The organism is Pseudomonas sp. WS 5027 (genome assembly GCF_012985695.1).
Lineage (GTDB): Bacteria > Pseudomonadota > Gammaproteobacteria > Pseudomonadales > Pseudomonadaceae > Aquipseudomonas > Aquipseudomonas hygromyciniae.
The window spans coordinates 202,906-217,303 of record NZ_JAAQWU010000009.1 but is presented as its reverse complement, the minus strand read 5'-3'; the positions used below and the strand labels follow the sequence as shown (position 1 = coordinate 217,303).

General features: G+C 56.8%; 11 protein-coding genes and 1 pseudogene. 6 read left to right on the top strand and 6 right to left on the bottom strand.

Features of this window, described 5'->3' with window-relative positions:
- Positions 1-124 precede the first annotated feature (124 nt).
- Both HBO09_RS13850 and HBO09_RS13845 read right to left on the bottom strand, forming a co-directional pair.
- Positions 125-682 (bottom strand): annotated as a pseudogene (locus HBO09_RS13850) (hypothetical protein); the annotation flags it as partial.
- A gap of 555 nt (positions 683-1,237) precedes the next feature.
- Positions 1,238-1,948: an SIMPL domain-containing protein gene (locus HBO09_RS13845; RefSeq protein ID WP_169994701.1), complete on the bottom strand. Its 711-nt coding sequence runs from the start codon at positions 1,946-1,948 to the stop codon at positions 1,238-1,240.
- 226 nt (positions 1,949-2,174) lie between these two features.
- Between HBO09_RS13845 and HBO09_RS13840 the strand changes: the two genes are divergently transcribed.
- Together HBO09_RS13840 and HBO09_RS13835 are read left to right on the top strand one after the other, a co-directional pair.
- Complete coding sequence (locus HBO09_RS13840; RefSeq protein ID WP_169994699.1) at positions 2,175-3,437, top strand: ATP-binding protein; 1,263 nt, start codon at positions 2,175-2,177, stop codon at positions 3,435-3,437.
- Positions 3,430-3,990 (top strand): response regulator transcription factor, encoded by a 561-nt coding sequence (locus HBO09_RS13835; protein ID WP_029291924.1) that lies wholly within the window; start codon positions 3,430-3,432, stop codon positions 3,988-3,990. The genes HBO09_RS13840 and HBO09_RS13835 overlap by 8 nt, the downstream gene beginning before the upstream one ends.
- A 119-nt stretch (positions 3,991-4,109) precedes the next feature.
- On the opposite strand, the gene HBO09_RS13830 is transcribed toward HBO09_RS13835, so the two are convergent.
- Positions 4,110-6,614: a DUF6543 domain-containing protein gene (locus tag HBO09_RS13830; RefSeq protein ID WP_169994697.1), complete on the bottom strand. Its 2,505-nt coding sequence runs from the start codon at positions 6,612-6,614 to the stop codon at positions 4,110-4,112.
- Positions 6,615-7,031: 417 nt separating this feature from the next.
- On the bottom strand, positions 7,032-7,469 hold the full coding sequence (locus HBO09_RS13825) for a DUF1043 family protein (protein WP_029291922.1): 438 nt from the start codon (positions 7,467-7,469) through the stop codon (positions 7,032-7,034).
- Between the two features lie 146 nt (positions 7,470-7,615).
- Here HBO09_RS13825 and HBO09_RS13820 point away from each other — a divergent pair, with 146 nt between their 5' ends.
- From HBO09_RS13820 to zapE, 3 genes are all read left to right on the top strand, one after another.
- Positions 7,616-8,245 carry an alpha/beta fold hydrolase gene (locus tag HBO09_RS13820; protein WP_169994717.1) on the top strand — a complete coding sequence of 210 codons (630 nt, stop codon included), beginning with the start codon at positions 7,616-7,618 and terminating at the stop codon, positions 8,243-8,245.
- A gap of 24 nt (positions 8,246-8,269) precedes the next feature.
- Positions 8,270-9,625 carry a tryptophan--tRNA ligase gene (locus tag HBO09_RS13815; protein ID WP_169994695.1) on the top strand — a complete coding sequence of 452 codons (1,356 nt, stop codon included), beginning with the start codon at positions 8,270-8,272 and terminating at the stop codon, positions 9,623-9,625.
- Between the two features lie 79 nt (positions 9,626-9,704).
- On the top strand, positions 9,705-10,799 hold the full coding sequence (gene zapE / locus HBO09_RS13810) for a cell division protein ZapE (RefSeq protein ID WP_169994693.1): 1,095 nt from the start codon (positions 9,705-9,707) through the stop codon (positions 10,797-10,799).
- A 129-nt stretch (positions 10,800-10,928) separates the two neighbouring features.
- Here the strand turns inward: zapE and HBO09_RS13805 are convergent, their stop codons facing one another.
- Positions 10,929-11,849 carry a GlxA family transcriptional regulator gene (locus HBO09_RS13805; RefSeq protein ID WP_169900987.1) on the bottom strand — a complete coding sequence of 307 codons (921 nt, stop codon included), beginning with the start codon at positions 11,847-11,849 and terminating at the stop codon, positions 10,929-10,931.
- Between the two features lie 220 nt (positions 11,850-12,069).
- Here HBO09_RS13805 and HBO09_RS13800 point away from each other — a divergent pair, with 220 nt between their 5' ends.
- Positions 12,070-13,206 (top strand): acyl-CoA dehydrogenase family protein, encoded by a 1,137-nt coding sequence (locus HBO09_RS13800; RefSeq protein WP_169994691.1) that lies wholly within the window; start codon positions 12,070-12,072, stop codon positions 13,204-13,206.
- A gap of 113 nt (positions 13,207-13,319) precedes the next feature.
- Here HBO09_RS13800 and HBO09_RS13795 read toward each other — a convergent pair whose 3' ends face one another.
- On the bottom strand, positions 13,320-14,360 hold the full coding sequence (locus HBO09_RS13795; protein WP_169994689.1) for an NADP(H)-dependent aldo-keto reductase: 1,041 nt from the start codon (positions 14,358-14,360) through the stop codon (positions 13,320-13,322).
- Between the last annotated feature and the right edge of the window lie 38 nt (positions 14,361-14,398).

The window sequence follows — 14,398 nt, the reverse complement described above, 5'->3', positions numbered from 1 at the left end:
AAATGCTCAGCCGACCCGGTACGTTTGGAACGCAAAGGGAGAGGAGATTTTGAGCAAAATCCAACGGGCTCGTGAGGCGCTTGAGATCGTGCAAGTAGAGTAGGTTATTTCGCGAACAGCACACTAGAGCACCTGCTGCGATTTCCCATGCAAAGTAGGTGCGCTTTGAGGTGCTACTCAGATTTTCGGGTTTCCCTATGCCAGTGTATGAGGAGAACGTCACCGTGATTTTTTCATGCGGGTCATAGCCTGCGGCCAATAAACCACCGCTGAAGTAGCCGGCCGGCTCCATGAACAGGCGGGCGTTCTGGAACCTGACGCTCCTTTCACCTTGGTTGATGCTGGGTATTTCTGAAATCAGCGTCGTTACGCGAAAAGCATAGTCATCAATACGCTGCTTGCGCTCTTGCAGGGTGTAGTCAGCCGAGGGCGAAGCAGCAGTATCTGAACCGTAGATAACTCTTTTGTGGACTGCTATTTCAGGATTCGTAGTAGCCAGCGACCGACTCCTTTCTCCTCCCGTTGCATTCTGTGGAGAGGATGTGCTGACTGCACGACTCTGCCGATGATGTGCGCGGACGGACGTTTCAGTGGGGGTGATATCCGCGGGCAGTAGATTGACGGCTGATAATGAATTAGCTGTTGTGGAGTGTGGTAGAGCGGACGCAGGATTTATATTCATGAAGGCCTCGCTTTATTCGTGGGTTTCATAGTGTTATTCGTCTGTCGCCAAGCAATAGCATCGATGTGCAGGTTGCTTTATCAGCTGCCAGTATTTTGATGTGGGGTCAGATCATATTTCGTGGATCTTCTGGGGAACCCCTTCATCCCTATGAAAGCCCGTATAAAGTTGCCTCTATATCGGTATCTCAGGCATAGGTATTTGCACCAGTCATCCTGATAGTGCCTGGCTACCCTGTCCTTGGATCAAGTCTCTTCAGTGAGGTTTGTTGCACTGCGCCGGAGCGCCAAATAGGTATGGATAGTTCCTGTAAGGGGGCCTATTAAATATCTAATGAGCTGGCTAAAGTTGGCTTAGCTAGGTGGCGATGTGCAGGGGGATGGTTCAATTTTTATGCTTGGGTTTTTGGCGCAATTGATATTGTAAGCAAAGGCCTACATCGATCGGGTTGTTCCTTAATCTGCATTGCGCAGCCGTTGATCTTGCGACGCAACAGCAGGCCAAAAAAAAACGGCACAAGCTATTAGGCTGTGCCGTCTTTATAGGTTGAAGCGGTTACTGCAAGACTTCGATCACCCCGTCCGCACTCATGCTGACCTGGCTGGTGCCAGCCTCGACTTCAGGTGTCGGCGCCGAATCCATCGCCGCAGCCTTCATCATCATGCCGCCACGAGCGTAGGGCTGTGGATAGCCATTGGTATTGAAGTTCAGGTTGACGATCTTGTAGCCCTTGCCGCCCAGCGCGTCGGTGGCCAGTTGTGCACGGGCCTTGAACGCGCTGACCGCTTCCTTGAGCAGTGCATCTTCGCTGGCCTTGCGGGTTGGGTTGGCGATGGCGAAGTCCATACTGTCCATTTTCAGGTTGGTCAGCATCTCGCCGGTGAGTTTGGACAGCGCAGCGAAGTCCGAGCTTTCCATGCGCAGTTCAGCGCGTTCACGCCAGCCGGTGATCTTCTGGTTCTTGTTGTCGTAGATCGGGTAGCTGTTGCGGCTGCCCTGGCGCAGGGTCACGCTCTTGACTTCGCGGGCCTGGGCCAGCGCCTTGTTCATGGTGGTGGTGATTTCGGCGGCCAGCTTGCCCGGGTCGCTGTTCTGGGACTCGGTGTACAACGTAACGATCATCTGGTCACGGGCCACTTCCTGGCTGACTTCGGCACGTAGGGAGATCTGGTTGTAGTGCAGTTGATCGGCAGCCAGCACGGGCAGGCTGGCGACGCTGCCAACACTGAGGGCGATAACGGCGGCACTGCGAGTGAAACGTGACATGGAAGCTCCTTGAGTGTGATCGTGTTCGGTAAGACTGTAGACGGGGGATTTGGGTTCGTCGGGTTACAAATTCTCTACATCTGGGTACGATGCCGACGAACGGTCAAGTTCGCCTCGAGCCGTCATAAAGCCATGACCTGCGTCAAAGGGCCACACACGCGCTGCCTGTACCGTCGCTTCGTTTATACTTGCTGCGATCCGCCTGGAGCGCTCATCAGGAGAGCTCATGCTCGCCCCCGTACAACTGACTTCCGCCACTCGCCAGAACCTCTGGCGCCTGACGTTTATCCGCACCCTGGTACTGGCCGCACAGGCCGGCTCCGTCGGGCTCGCCTATTGGTTTGAGCTGCTGCCGTTGCCCTGGCTGCAACTGTGGGTGACCCTGGCGTTTTCCACAGTGCTGTGTGTGTTCACCGCCATCCGCCTGCGCACCACGTGGCCGGTGACGGAGCTGGAATACGCCCTGCAACTGGCTTGCGACCTGTTTATCCATAGTGTGTTGCTGTATTTCTCTGGCGGCTCTACCAACCCGTTCGTTTCCTATTATCTGGTGCCGCTGACCATCGCCGCGGTGACATTGCCGTGGCGCTATTCGGTGATCCTGTCGGGTATTGCCCTGGCGCTGTATACCTTGCTGCTGGCGCAGTTCTATCCCCTGGAAACGTTCCCGATCGCCCGGGAAAACCTGCAGATCTACGGCATGTGGCTGAGCTTTGCGCTGTCGGCGGCGGTGATCACCTTTTTTGCTGCGCGTATGGCTGAAGAGCTGCGGCGCCAGGAAGAACTGCGCGCTATCCGCCGCGAAGAGGGCCTGCGCGACCAGCAACTGCTGGCAGTGGCGACCCAGGCCGCCGGCGCGGCCCATGAGCTGGGTACGCCGCTGGCAACCATGAGCGTGCTGATCAAGGAAATGCGCCAGGACCATCACGACCCGGCGCTGCAAGACGACCTCAGCGTGCTGCAGGAACAGGTCAAGCAGTGCAAGCAAACCTTGCAGCAACTGGTGCGCGCCGCCGAAGCCAACCGGCGCTTGGCGGTGGATATGCAAGATGTCACCCAGTGGTTGGACGAAGCACTGAACCGCTGGCACCTGATGCGTCCCGAAGCCAGTTACCGTTTCCATCTGCTGGGGCAGGGCGCAGTGCCTCGCATGGCGCCACCGCCGGATCTGACCCAGGCGTTGCTGAACCTGTTGAACAATGCAGCCGACGCCTGCCCGGAAGGCCTGGAAGTGCAGCTGGACTGGGATGCGGAAAACCTCACCATCAGCATTCGCGACCACGGCGCCGGTGTGCCGCTGGCCATTGCCGAACAGATCGGCAAGCCATTTTTTACCACCAAGGGCAAAGGCTTCGGCCTGGGCCTGTTCTTGAGCAAGGCCAGCGTGACCCGCGCTGGCGGCTCGGTGAAACTTTACCCCCATGAGGAAGGCGGCACGCTCACCGAGCTGCGCCTGCCCCGTGCTGCACGAGGAGACATCGATGAGTGACGAGATCCAAGTCGAAGGCGAAGAACTGCCGCACCTGTTGCTGGTAGATGACGATGCCACCTTTACCCGCGTGATGGCGCGAGCCATGAGCCGTCGTGGGTTTCGCGTCAGCACCGCAGGCTCCGCCGAAGAAGGCCTGACTATCGCCCAGGCCGACCTGCCGGACTATGCGGCACTGGACCTGAAAATGGATGGTGATTCGGGCTTGGTGCTGTTGCCCAAGTTGCTGGAACTGGACCCGGAAATGCGCGTGCTGATCCTTACCGGGTATTCCAGCATTGCCACCGCCGTCGAGGCGATCAAGCGCGGTGCCTGCAATTACCTGTGCAAGCCGGCCGATGCCGATGATGTGCTGGCTGCGCTGCTCTCCGAGCATGCCGACCTCGACACCCTGGTGCCGGAAAACCCGATGTCGGTGGACCGTCTGCAGTGGGAGCACATCCAGCGTGTGTTGACCGAGCATGAAGGTAATATCTCGGCCACCGCCCGTGCTCTTGGCATGCACCGCCGGACACTGCAGCGCAAACTGCAAAAGCGCCCGGTTCGGCGCTGAACGGCGAATCAGAGCGCTGGGTACTGCGCGTCTCAATGACGGCTGAAAGCTTTTCGGGGTTTTTTCAGCCGTCAAAATATAGCGTCATATGCTACGTTCAGAACATTGCGAAATAAGGCTCATGAGCCGGTCTTTGGGAAGTGAATCGGCTTGTATACAATTCTAACAATCTCATATTTCGGCGGATCCTCTGCAGGCGCAGTATTTATTTGGACCAACTGACCATTGGCTTTTTTGAGTTCTGGAACTGCATAGCCATTCAAAGCATCTTGCAGTTTTATTTCAGCCAGGTTCTCTGCATTTTCAAGAGAGATTGTTGGATCTGACTGCATGATTTGAGTCACGACCTGATCTCGAATTTTTTTCATGGCTGTTGAACCGAAACTGAGGGTCACCGTCCCATCATAAGCTTTTACTGGCTTATTGATCTCTTTTTGAAATTTTGCCGCAAACGAATTGCCTCGCCCCTCCGCAGAGTGACACATTATAAGACGCACAGAGTCATATCTTTCCGGGTCTATGCCTTTGTCTTTCAATAGGGCGACTAATTTTTGAGGTGTGTAGCCTTTTCCATCGATGACAACCTGCGATCCATTGCCTAAGAACTTATCAGCCCAACTTGGTTTGGAACCATGGGCAACAATGTTAAGTCGCTTTCCGGATTTGTAGGTGTCTACATAGGTATGAACTTCGTTGGAGACATATTTTAGTTCATTCATCGGGCCGCCCATTTGAACGACAGTAATCGGACCTGTTTCGCTCGCTATGTCCGTACCAATCACCCCATTGTCAGGGTTCTCTGGAGGTTGGGGTGGTTCTTGGTCCGGGGGCGATGCAGTCTCTCCTGGGGCTTTGAATTCACCGATAGACTGCTCCCGGGCTTTACCTATGACTTTGGGTATCGCCACTGTTGCTGCGTTGAACAGGCCGAATACAATTCGATCAGTACCTTTCGCCTTGTTATGTAGGTTGTCATCAACTCCGATGCTGGCAGTTACGCCGCCACTGGCGAGATAAAAAGTGTCCAGGGCCAATGCGACTTCAGGTACCACGAAAGCCAGTGGAGTTAAAAATAGAGCAACTTTCGAAGTCTTTGTCAGGCCATCAATGATGTTCTTCTTGGTCTCGTCTCTGTCACTGGTTATTTTGACAGCCGCATCTGCATAAGAGCGATCTTTCTGGCGTTTGGTGACTTCTTGGAACGGTAGGTTGTTAGGTTCTGTGGTGATGAATTTTTCAGGATCCCATTTACCGCTAAAGGCCCGATGGTCATAGGAAAGTATTCCTCCCGGGGTTTCACGTGTTTCAGGCCAGGTACCGAGGCCGATCAGTGTCTCGTCTAACCCGGCTCGCTCCCAGCCGTTGGGCTTGTCTTCAAGCTTAAAGTGTGAGGCCAGGGCATCGCGTTTGGCAGGATCAGCCATTTGTTCGGCGAGCCACTTCTTCATCTCTGCCTGGCTATTGAAACTGTGAATGGGTGAGGAGTTTCCGGGTATATAAAGAAGTGTGAGGGGAGGGATCCTCTTCCCGTCGCTGTCAAACGTTACCTTATTATCAGTAATGTATATGAGGTCGGTCGATTGATATTCTCCGAGCTTGAGCAACCCGACTTCAATGTTGGGGGCCTTGGGGGGATTTTTTTGTAAGTCATCATAAGTAATGTCAGGCCATGATTCCTGGTTGCCTGATAATCCGGCGGCTCGCATGATCAGTTCTCGACCATCAGTAGTCAAGCTGCCTTCTTGATGTTGAGTCATGGCTGACTTGACGAATGACGCTTTGGCCAGCACCGGGTATTTTTCTATGTGGGTGCTCCAGAACTCATCCAGAAAGTTAGTATAAGGCTGTTGAAAGTCAGCCTGCCAAACAAGGTTTTTGAACTCTTTCGGGGTAATTGAACTCTGGTTGGCAGCGTTATATGTCTGTGAGGGAGCGTCGGACGATTCTACATAAATTCCTTGATAAGTATGGGTAACATCCGCGTCTTTTCGATAAGGGGAAAACCGGGTTGAGAAGTCAAAGATACCTGGGTTATTCATGGGTAAACTGTTCTGGATTTTTACATTAGGACCGCCAGCGAAGAATGGGATCTTGTATCCCTTCCCAGTGGGAGTATCTTGCGCATTTTTGATCAGCGCTTGCGTCAGTGAAATACGCTGGATAACCTTTGCCGGGTAAGGCTCTTCCCCCACACTGTTATAGTCGTAGGTCACTAGGTAGGTATTGTCGGGATCAATATCCCATTTCTCCTTGTTAGCGGGGTCTTTCTTTTTCAACTCTGCAAATTTTTCTTTGAGAAAGTCAGATGCTTCTTGTTCGACAGTTTTAAATGCACTGGAAATATGCTTTGCAACGGGGTCAACATTTATGTTGAGGCCCACATCAATGGGGGGTGGTACTTTTTGACTATTCTCGACATCTTTGCCTGGGGTGGGGTCAACGCTCACCTCAGTGTAACCTCCACCTTGTGTTGCGGGGGCTGGCCTGACTTCCTGCACTAATTGCTGATCCGCCTGCGCGCTGGAATCAATTGAACGTTTGTTGCGATTGCCCGTATTCGATGCAGTTGGTTGATCGTTGGCTGAGTGATTCCAGAGAGTGGCTGAGGCGGTCTTGATTTGCATAAAAGGGAACTCGTAGCGCATGTCGGAGGAGTAGGGCTTAGTTTCGTCCGTTGTGTGGTCGCGTACGTAGGAAGAGTTCCAGGAATAGCTATGGAGAATACATTTCCCTTGTCAGAAGTTTTGCAGGTCTTTCTCCACCAGGTTCGCAGTGCAGATTGCAAGGCGCTCAGTCTGGCGCTGAACGGCGACTGAACAGTTTTCCTCAGGCTGCACGGAGCCCTGAACCTGAGCAATGAACCAGGACGCTGAGTATTCCTCGGGCATGGACGAAGAGGATGGGCGACGTTGTACCAGGCGCTGATTGCTGAACTGCTGGGCTTGAGCATCGTCAACGTCGGACAGCGTGCCAGCCTTGAGAAAATAAAAAAGCCCGCCACCGAGTGATCGGTGGCGGGCTTTTTATCGCTTGAAACCTTATTACTTCTTCAAGCCGTAATGCTCATCCAGCATGCCGGGGGCGTTCGGCGTTTTTGGCGCGTAGTCCCGTGGTGGCTCCTGATTTTCCCGTGGCGGGGTCAGGCGTTCCCGTGGGGCTTGCGTGGCATCGGAATGCAGCGCGGCCAGCAGGCGCTGACGAGTGATGTCGTCCAGGGCCAGGCGGTTGGCGCCATCGGCGAGGTGATCCTGTACTTCCTGGTAGCTCTGGGTGAGCTTCTTGACCAGGGTCGCGGTGCTGTTGAAGTGGGTAACAACCTCGTTCTGATAACTGTCAAAACGTTCCTGAATGTCATCCAACTGACGCTGCGTGCGGTTAGGCGCGGCATTCGGCAGCAGGCGAGCAACCAGGAATCCAATGGCGACACCGGCAACCAGGGCAAGAGTCGGCAACAACCAAACTAAGAGCGAGTGTTCCACGAGTCCTTCCTCTATAAACGGCTTTGCTTTACGTTAACGGCTCGGACCTGCGCTGTATACCGCGATTAAGCTCGCAATGATGCCATGCACAGACTTTAGCTAGACGAGTCGACCCCTTGAGAGGTCACGGAGTTCATTCCTTGCTCATGCGTGAAACCCCTGTTTTGATCGATGGCCCGGTAGGCCAATTGGAAGCCTTGTATCTGGATCACCCCGAGCCACGTGGCCTGGCGCTGATCTGCCACCCTAATCCGGTGCAGGGCGGGACCATGCTCAATAAAGTGGTATCGACCCTGCAACGCACCGCCCGCGATGCCGGTTTGATTACTTTGCGTTTCAATTACCGTGGCGTGGGTGCCAGCGCTGGTAGCCATGATATGGCCAGCGGTGAAGTGGACGATGCCGAAGCCGCCATCACTTGGCTGCGTGAAAAACACCCGAGCCTGCCCATCACCTTGCTGGGTTTCTCGTTCGGTGGATTTGTTGCCGCAAGCCTTGGCGGGCGCCTGGAGGCCAAGGGCGAAAAACTCTCGCATCTGTTTATGGTGGCTGCGGCCGTCATGCGTTTGCGTGATGAGGATGTGCTGCCACAGGACTGCCCGTTGACCGTGATCCAGCCGGAAACCGACGAAGTGGTCGAGCCGCAACGGGTCTACGACTGGTCTGCAGCCCTCAAACGCCCCCATGAGCTGCTGAAAGTGGCAGAATGCGGGCACTTTTTTCATGGCAAGCTCACCGATCTCAAGGATCTGGTGCTGCCGCGCCTTTCGAATTGATAGCAGTCTGATAAGCGATTACCCATGACGACGCGTACCCGTATCCTCACCGGCATCACCACCACCGGCACCCCGCATTTGGGCAACTACGCCGGTGCCATCCGCCCGGCGATCCTCGCCAGCCAGGATGCCAATGCCGATTCGTTCTACTTCCTGGCCGATTACCACGCCCTGATCAAATGCGATGACCCGCAGCGCATCCAGCGCTCGCGTATGGAAATCGCCGCGACCTGGCTGGCCGGTGGCCTGGATGTGAACCGGGTGACGTTCTATCGTCAGTCCGATATCCCGGAAATTCCCGAGCTGACCTGGCTGCTGACCTGCGTTGCAGCCAAGGGCCTGCTCAACCGTGCCCACGCCTACAAGGCCTCGGTGGACAAAAACCTGGAAAACGGCGAAGACCCGGATGCCGGGATCAGCATGGGCCTGTACAGCTATCCGGTGCTGATGGCGGCGGACATTCTGATGTTCAACGCGCACAAGGTGCCGGTCGGCCGCGATCAGATCCAGCACGTGGAAATGGCCCGTGATATCGGCCAGCGTTTCAACCATCTGTTCGGCAAGGGCAAAGAGTTCTTCACCATGCCCGAGGCGTTGATCGAAGAAAGCGTCGCCACCTTGCCGGGCCTGGATGGGCGCAAGATGTCGAAAAGCTATGACAACACCATCCCGTTGTTCACCAGCGCCAAGGACATGAAAGACGCGATCTCGCGGATCGTCACCGACTCCCGCGCGCCGGGCGAAGCCAAGGATCCAGATAACTCCCACCTGTTCACCCTGTACCAGGCGTTCGCCACCCCTGAGCAGGAACAGCAACTGCGCAGCGAACTGCTCGACGGCTTGGGTTGGGGCGAGGCGAAGAACCGTCTGTTCCAACTGCTGGACGGCCAGTTGGGCGAGGCTCGCGAGCGTTACCATCAATTGATGTCGCGCCCTTCGGACATGGAAGACCTGCTGCTGATCGGTGCCAAGAAGGCTCGGGCCGTTGCCGGTCCATTCCTGCAAGAGCTGCGTGAAGCGGTGGGCCTGCGTTCGTTCGTCAACCCGGTCAGCGAGGCGGTCAGCACCAAGAAGAAGGCGGTGAAGGCTGCGCGTTTTGTCAGCTTCCGTGAAGACGACGGTAGCTTCCGCTTCCGCCTGCTGGCGGCTGACGGCGAGCAACTGTTGTTGTCGCGCAACTTTGCCGACGGCAAGGCGGCGGGTGCAGCCACCAAGCAGTTGCAGTCCGGCCAGGCGCTGGATGTGCGCAGTGAGGCCCTGGGCTTCAGTGTGTGGCTTGAAGGAGCCTGTATCGCCGACAGCCCGGCCTTCGCCGACAGTGCTGCGCGGGATGCCGCCATCGAAGCTGTGCGCGTGGCGTTGACCCCAATCGAGGACTGACCCGACCAAGGGTTGATTGCCATTATTCAGGGCCGTCGTTACAGTGACGGCCCGTTTTTGTTGCCTTGCTAACGAAATTATGACGCCCCTAGAACGATATCAAGCTGATCTGAAGCGCCCCGACTTCTTCCATGATGCTGCCCAGGAAACGGCGGTGCGCCATTTGCAGCGCCTGTACGAAGACCTGGTCGCCTCTTCCCAGAGCAAGCCGGGGATGCTCAGCAAGTTGTTTGGCAAGAAAGACCAGGTGCCGGTCAAGGGCTTGTACTTCTGGGGTGGCGTGGGTCGCGGCAAGACTTACCTGGTCGACACCTTCTTCGAAGCGCTGCCGTTCAAGGAAAAGTCACGTACTCACTTCCACCGCTTCATGAAGCGCGTGCACGAAGAGATGAAGACCCTGCACGGCGAGAAGAACCCGCTGACCATCATTGCCAAGCGCTTCTCCCAAGAGGCGCGGGTGATCTGCTTTGATGAGTTCTTCGTGTCCGATATCACCGACGCGATGATTCTTGGCACCTTGATGGAAGAGTTGTTCAAGAACGGCGTGACCCTGGTCGCCACCTCAAACATCGTGCCCGACGGCCTGTACAAGGACGGCCTGCAACGCGCGCGCTTCCTGCCGGCCATTGCCCTGATCAAGCAGCACACCGATATCGTCAACGTCGACAGCGGCGTCGATTACCGCCTGCGTCACCTTGAGCAGGCGGAGCTGTTCCACTTCCCCCTCGACGAAGCGGCCCACGAAAGCCTGCGCAAGAGCTTCCGCGCGCTGACGCCGGAATGCACCCAGGCGGTGGAAAACGATAAGTTGATCATCGAAAATCGCCAGATCATTGCCCTGCGTACCTGCGATGACGTGGCCTGGTTCGACTTCCGCGAACTGTGCGACGGCCCGCGCAGCCAGAACGACTACATCGAACTGGGCAAGATTTTCCATGCGGTGATCTTGAGTGGCGTCGAGCAAATGAGCGTCACCACCGACGACATCGCCCGGCGCTTTATCAACATGGTCGATGAGTTCTACGACCGTAACGTCAAGCTGATCATTTCAGCTGAAGTCGAACTCAAGGACCTCTACACCGGCGGTCGCTTGAACTTCGAATTTCAACGCACCTTGAGTCGCTTGCTGGAAATGCAGTCCCACGAGTTCCTGGCGCGGGCGCACAAGCCTTAGGTAAACACCGAACCAAAATGTGGGAGCGGGCTTGCCCGCGATAACGGTGTATCAGTCGACTTATTCGTTAACTGACACACCGCATTCGCGAGCAAGCCCGCTCCCACATTTGATTGTGCCCGGCGTTAGTTAGGCGGCCTGCTGGAACTGCTGGCGATACTGGTTCGGCGACAACTCTGTGTGCTGCCTGAACAGCCGCGCAAAGAAGCTCGCATCGTCGTAACCGACCTCGTAGCTGATGGTCTTGATGCTCTTGCGGCTGCCCGACAACAGCCCCTTGGCCGTCTCGATCCGCAGCCGTTGCAGGTAATGCAGCGGCTTGTCGCCCGTCGCGGTCTGGAACCGGCGCATAAAGTTGCGGATGCTCATGCCGTGTTCGCGGGCGACGTCTTCAAAGCGGAATTTGTCGGCGAAGTGTTCTTCGAGCCAATGCTGGATCTGCAGGATGATCACGTCCTGGTGCAGCTTCTGTCCGCCAAACCCGATGCGCCCCGGCGCGTAGTTGCGCTGCACTTCGTAGAGAATGTCGCGGGCCACGGCCTGGGCGATGTTGGCGCCGCAGAAGCGCTCGATCAGATAGATATAGAGATCGCAGGCTGAGGTGGTGCCGCCGGCGCAGTACAGGTTGTCGGCGTCGGTCAGGTGCTTGTCCTGATTGAGCTGCACCTTGGGGAAGCGCTCGCTGAAGGCATTGAAGAAGCGCCAGTAGGTGGTCGCCTCCTTGCCATCGAGCAGGCCGGCTTCGGCGAGCCAGAAGACTCCGGTGGCCTCACCGCAGAGCACCGCACCCCGGGCATGCTGCTCGCGTAGCCACGGCAGGATCTGCGGGTAGCGTTTGCTCAGGGCATCGAAGTCGTCCCAGAAGGCAGGGAGCACAATGATGTCGGCGTTTTCCAGGCCGCCGTCCACCGGCATGATCACATCGCTGAAGCTACATACCGATTGCCCGTCGGGGCTGACAAGGCGGGTTTCAAAGGCTGGCGTGAGGCCCAGGCCTTGCTGTTTGCCGTAACGCAGGCTGGCGAGATGGAAAAAATCCTTGGCTTGCATGAGGGTGGAAGCAAACACCCGATCAATGGCCAGGATGCTGACGCGCCGCAAGGGCGTGGAGACGAGGGTAGACATAATTTCGATTATTCTTATAGGGGAAAGTGGTCAACTAACGGCTGGATCGTCTTATTTTTTGTCGCATGTGTCCAGTGTCCTGTGACGTCCGTGCAGCTTAGGCTCTGTGATCTTGTTTTTGTCTGACAATCGACGCAGGTGACCCATGATTCCCAGAACCTTGTTCAGCTCCGAGCACGAACTCTTCCGTCAGAGCGTGCGCACCTTCCTTGAAAAGGACGCGGTGCCGTTCCATGCGCAATGGGAAAAGCAGGGGCATATTGATCGCAATCTGTGGAGCAAGGCGGGGGAGGCGGGCATGCTCTGTTCCCATTTGCCGGAAGAGTACGGCGGTCTGGGCGTCGACTTTCTCTACAGCACCGTGGTGATCGAAGAGATCGGCCGCCTGGGGCTGACCGGGATCGGTTTCTCTCTGCATTCGGACATTGTTGCGCCGTACATCCTGCATTACGGCAGCGAGGCGCTGAAGCTCAAGTATTTGCCCAGGCTGGTGTCCGGGGAGATGGTCACGGCCATTGCCATGACCGAGCCGGGTGCCGGGTCTGACCTGCAAGGGGTCAAGACCACAGCGGTGCTGGATGGCGATGAGTATGTGATCAACGGCTCCAAGACGTTTATCACCAACGGCTTCCTGGCGGACCTGGTGATCGTGGTGGCCAAGACCGATCCCAAGGCGGGGGCCAAGGGCACCAGCCTGTTTCTGGTCGAGGCCAATACGCCGGGGTTCGACAAGGGCAAGCGCCTGGAGAAGGTCGGGATGAAGGCCCAGGATACCTCCGAGCTGTTCTTCCAGGATGTGCGCGTGCCCAAGGAGAACCTGCTGGGCCAGGCGGGTATGGGTTTTGCCTACCTGATGCAGGAGCTGCCTCAGGAGCGCCTGACCGTGGCGATCGGCGCCCTGGCGTCGGCCGAAGCGGCGCTGCAATGGACCCTGGACTACACCCGTGAGCGCAAGGCGTTCGGCAAGGCGATTGCGGACTTCCAGAACACCCGCTTCAAGCTGGCGGAGATTGCTACTGAGGTACAGATTGGTCGGGTGTTTGTCGACAAGTGCCTGGAGCAGCACCTGCAAGGCAAGCTGGATGTGCCCACGGCGGCGATGGCCAAATACTGGACCACTGACCTGCAATGCAAAGTGCTCGATGAGTGCGTGCAGTTGCACGGTGGCTACGGTTACATGTGGGAATACCCGATTGCCCGGGCCTGGGCGGATGCGCGGGTGCAGCGCATTTATGCGGGGACCAATGAGATCATGAAGGAAATCATTGCGCGGGCATTGTAAATCTTCAGTGCCTTTGAGGGCCTCATCGCAGGCAAGCCAGCTCCCACATTTTGATGTGTGAATACATTCGAATGTGGGAGCGGGCTTGCTCGCGAAGGCGGCCTAAAGGTCAATCAAGGCGCAGGATTGGGATGCTCCTTCTGAATCGCCTCAATCCCCTCCAACACCTCTTTCGACAGCTTCAAGTCAGCACTGGCGATGTTGCTATCGAGTTGCTCCAGTGTCGTGGCGCCAATGATATTGCTGGTCACAAACGGCTGCTGCGTCACAAACGCCAGGGCCATCTGCGCCGGGTCCAGGCCGTGCTCGCGGGCCAGGGCCACGTAGCGGCTGCACGCAGCTTCCGATTGCGGGTTGAAGTAGCGGCTGAAGCGGCTGTACAGGCTCAAGCGGCCCTTGGCCGGCCGTGCGCCGCCTTCGTATTTGCCGCTGAGCATGCCGAACGCCAGGGGCGAATAAGCCAGCAAGCCGCATTGCTCACGGATGGCAATCTCCGCCAGGCCCACTTCAAAGCTGCGGTTGAGCAGGTTATAGGGGTTCTGGATCGACACCGCACGGGTCCAGCCACGGGCTTCGGCCAGGGCCAGGAACTTCATGGTGCCCCAAGGCGTTTCATTGGACAGGCCGATATGGCGGATCTTGCCGGCCTTGACCTGCTCGTCGAGGGCTTCGAGGGTTTCCTCCAGGGGCGTCAGGTCGGGCTCTTCCTGGTGCTTGTAGCTCAGTTGGCCGAAGAAGTTGGTGCTGCGCTCCGGCCAGTGCAACTGGTACAGGTCGATCCAGTCGGTCTGCAGGCGCTTGAGGCTGGCATCCAGGGCGTCGACGATATGTTTGCGGTTGTGCTTGAGCTGACCGTCGCGGATGTAATCAATGGTATTGCCGGGGCCGGCGATCTTACTGGCGAGGATCCAGTCGGCGCGGTCGCCACGGCTCTTGAAGTAATTGCCGATGTAGCGCTCGGTGGTGGCATAGGTGTCGGCCTTGGGCGGTACCGGGTACATTTCTGCGGTATCGAGGAAATTGATCCCCGCGCCTTTGGCCCGCTCAATCTGGGCGAAGGCCTCTGCCTCGGTGTTCTGCTCGCCCCAGGTCATGGTCCCGAGGCAGATCGCGCTTACGTTCAGATCGGTCCGGCCCAGCTGTCGATAATCCATCGGGTACTCCTTTGGGGAAAACAATCATAAAAGCAGGT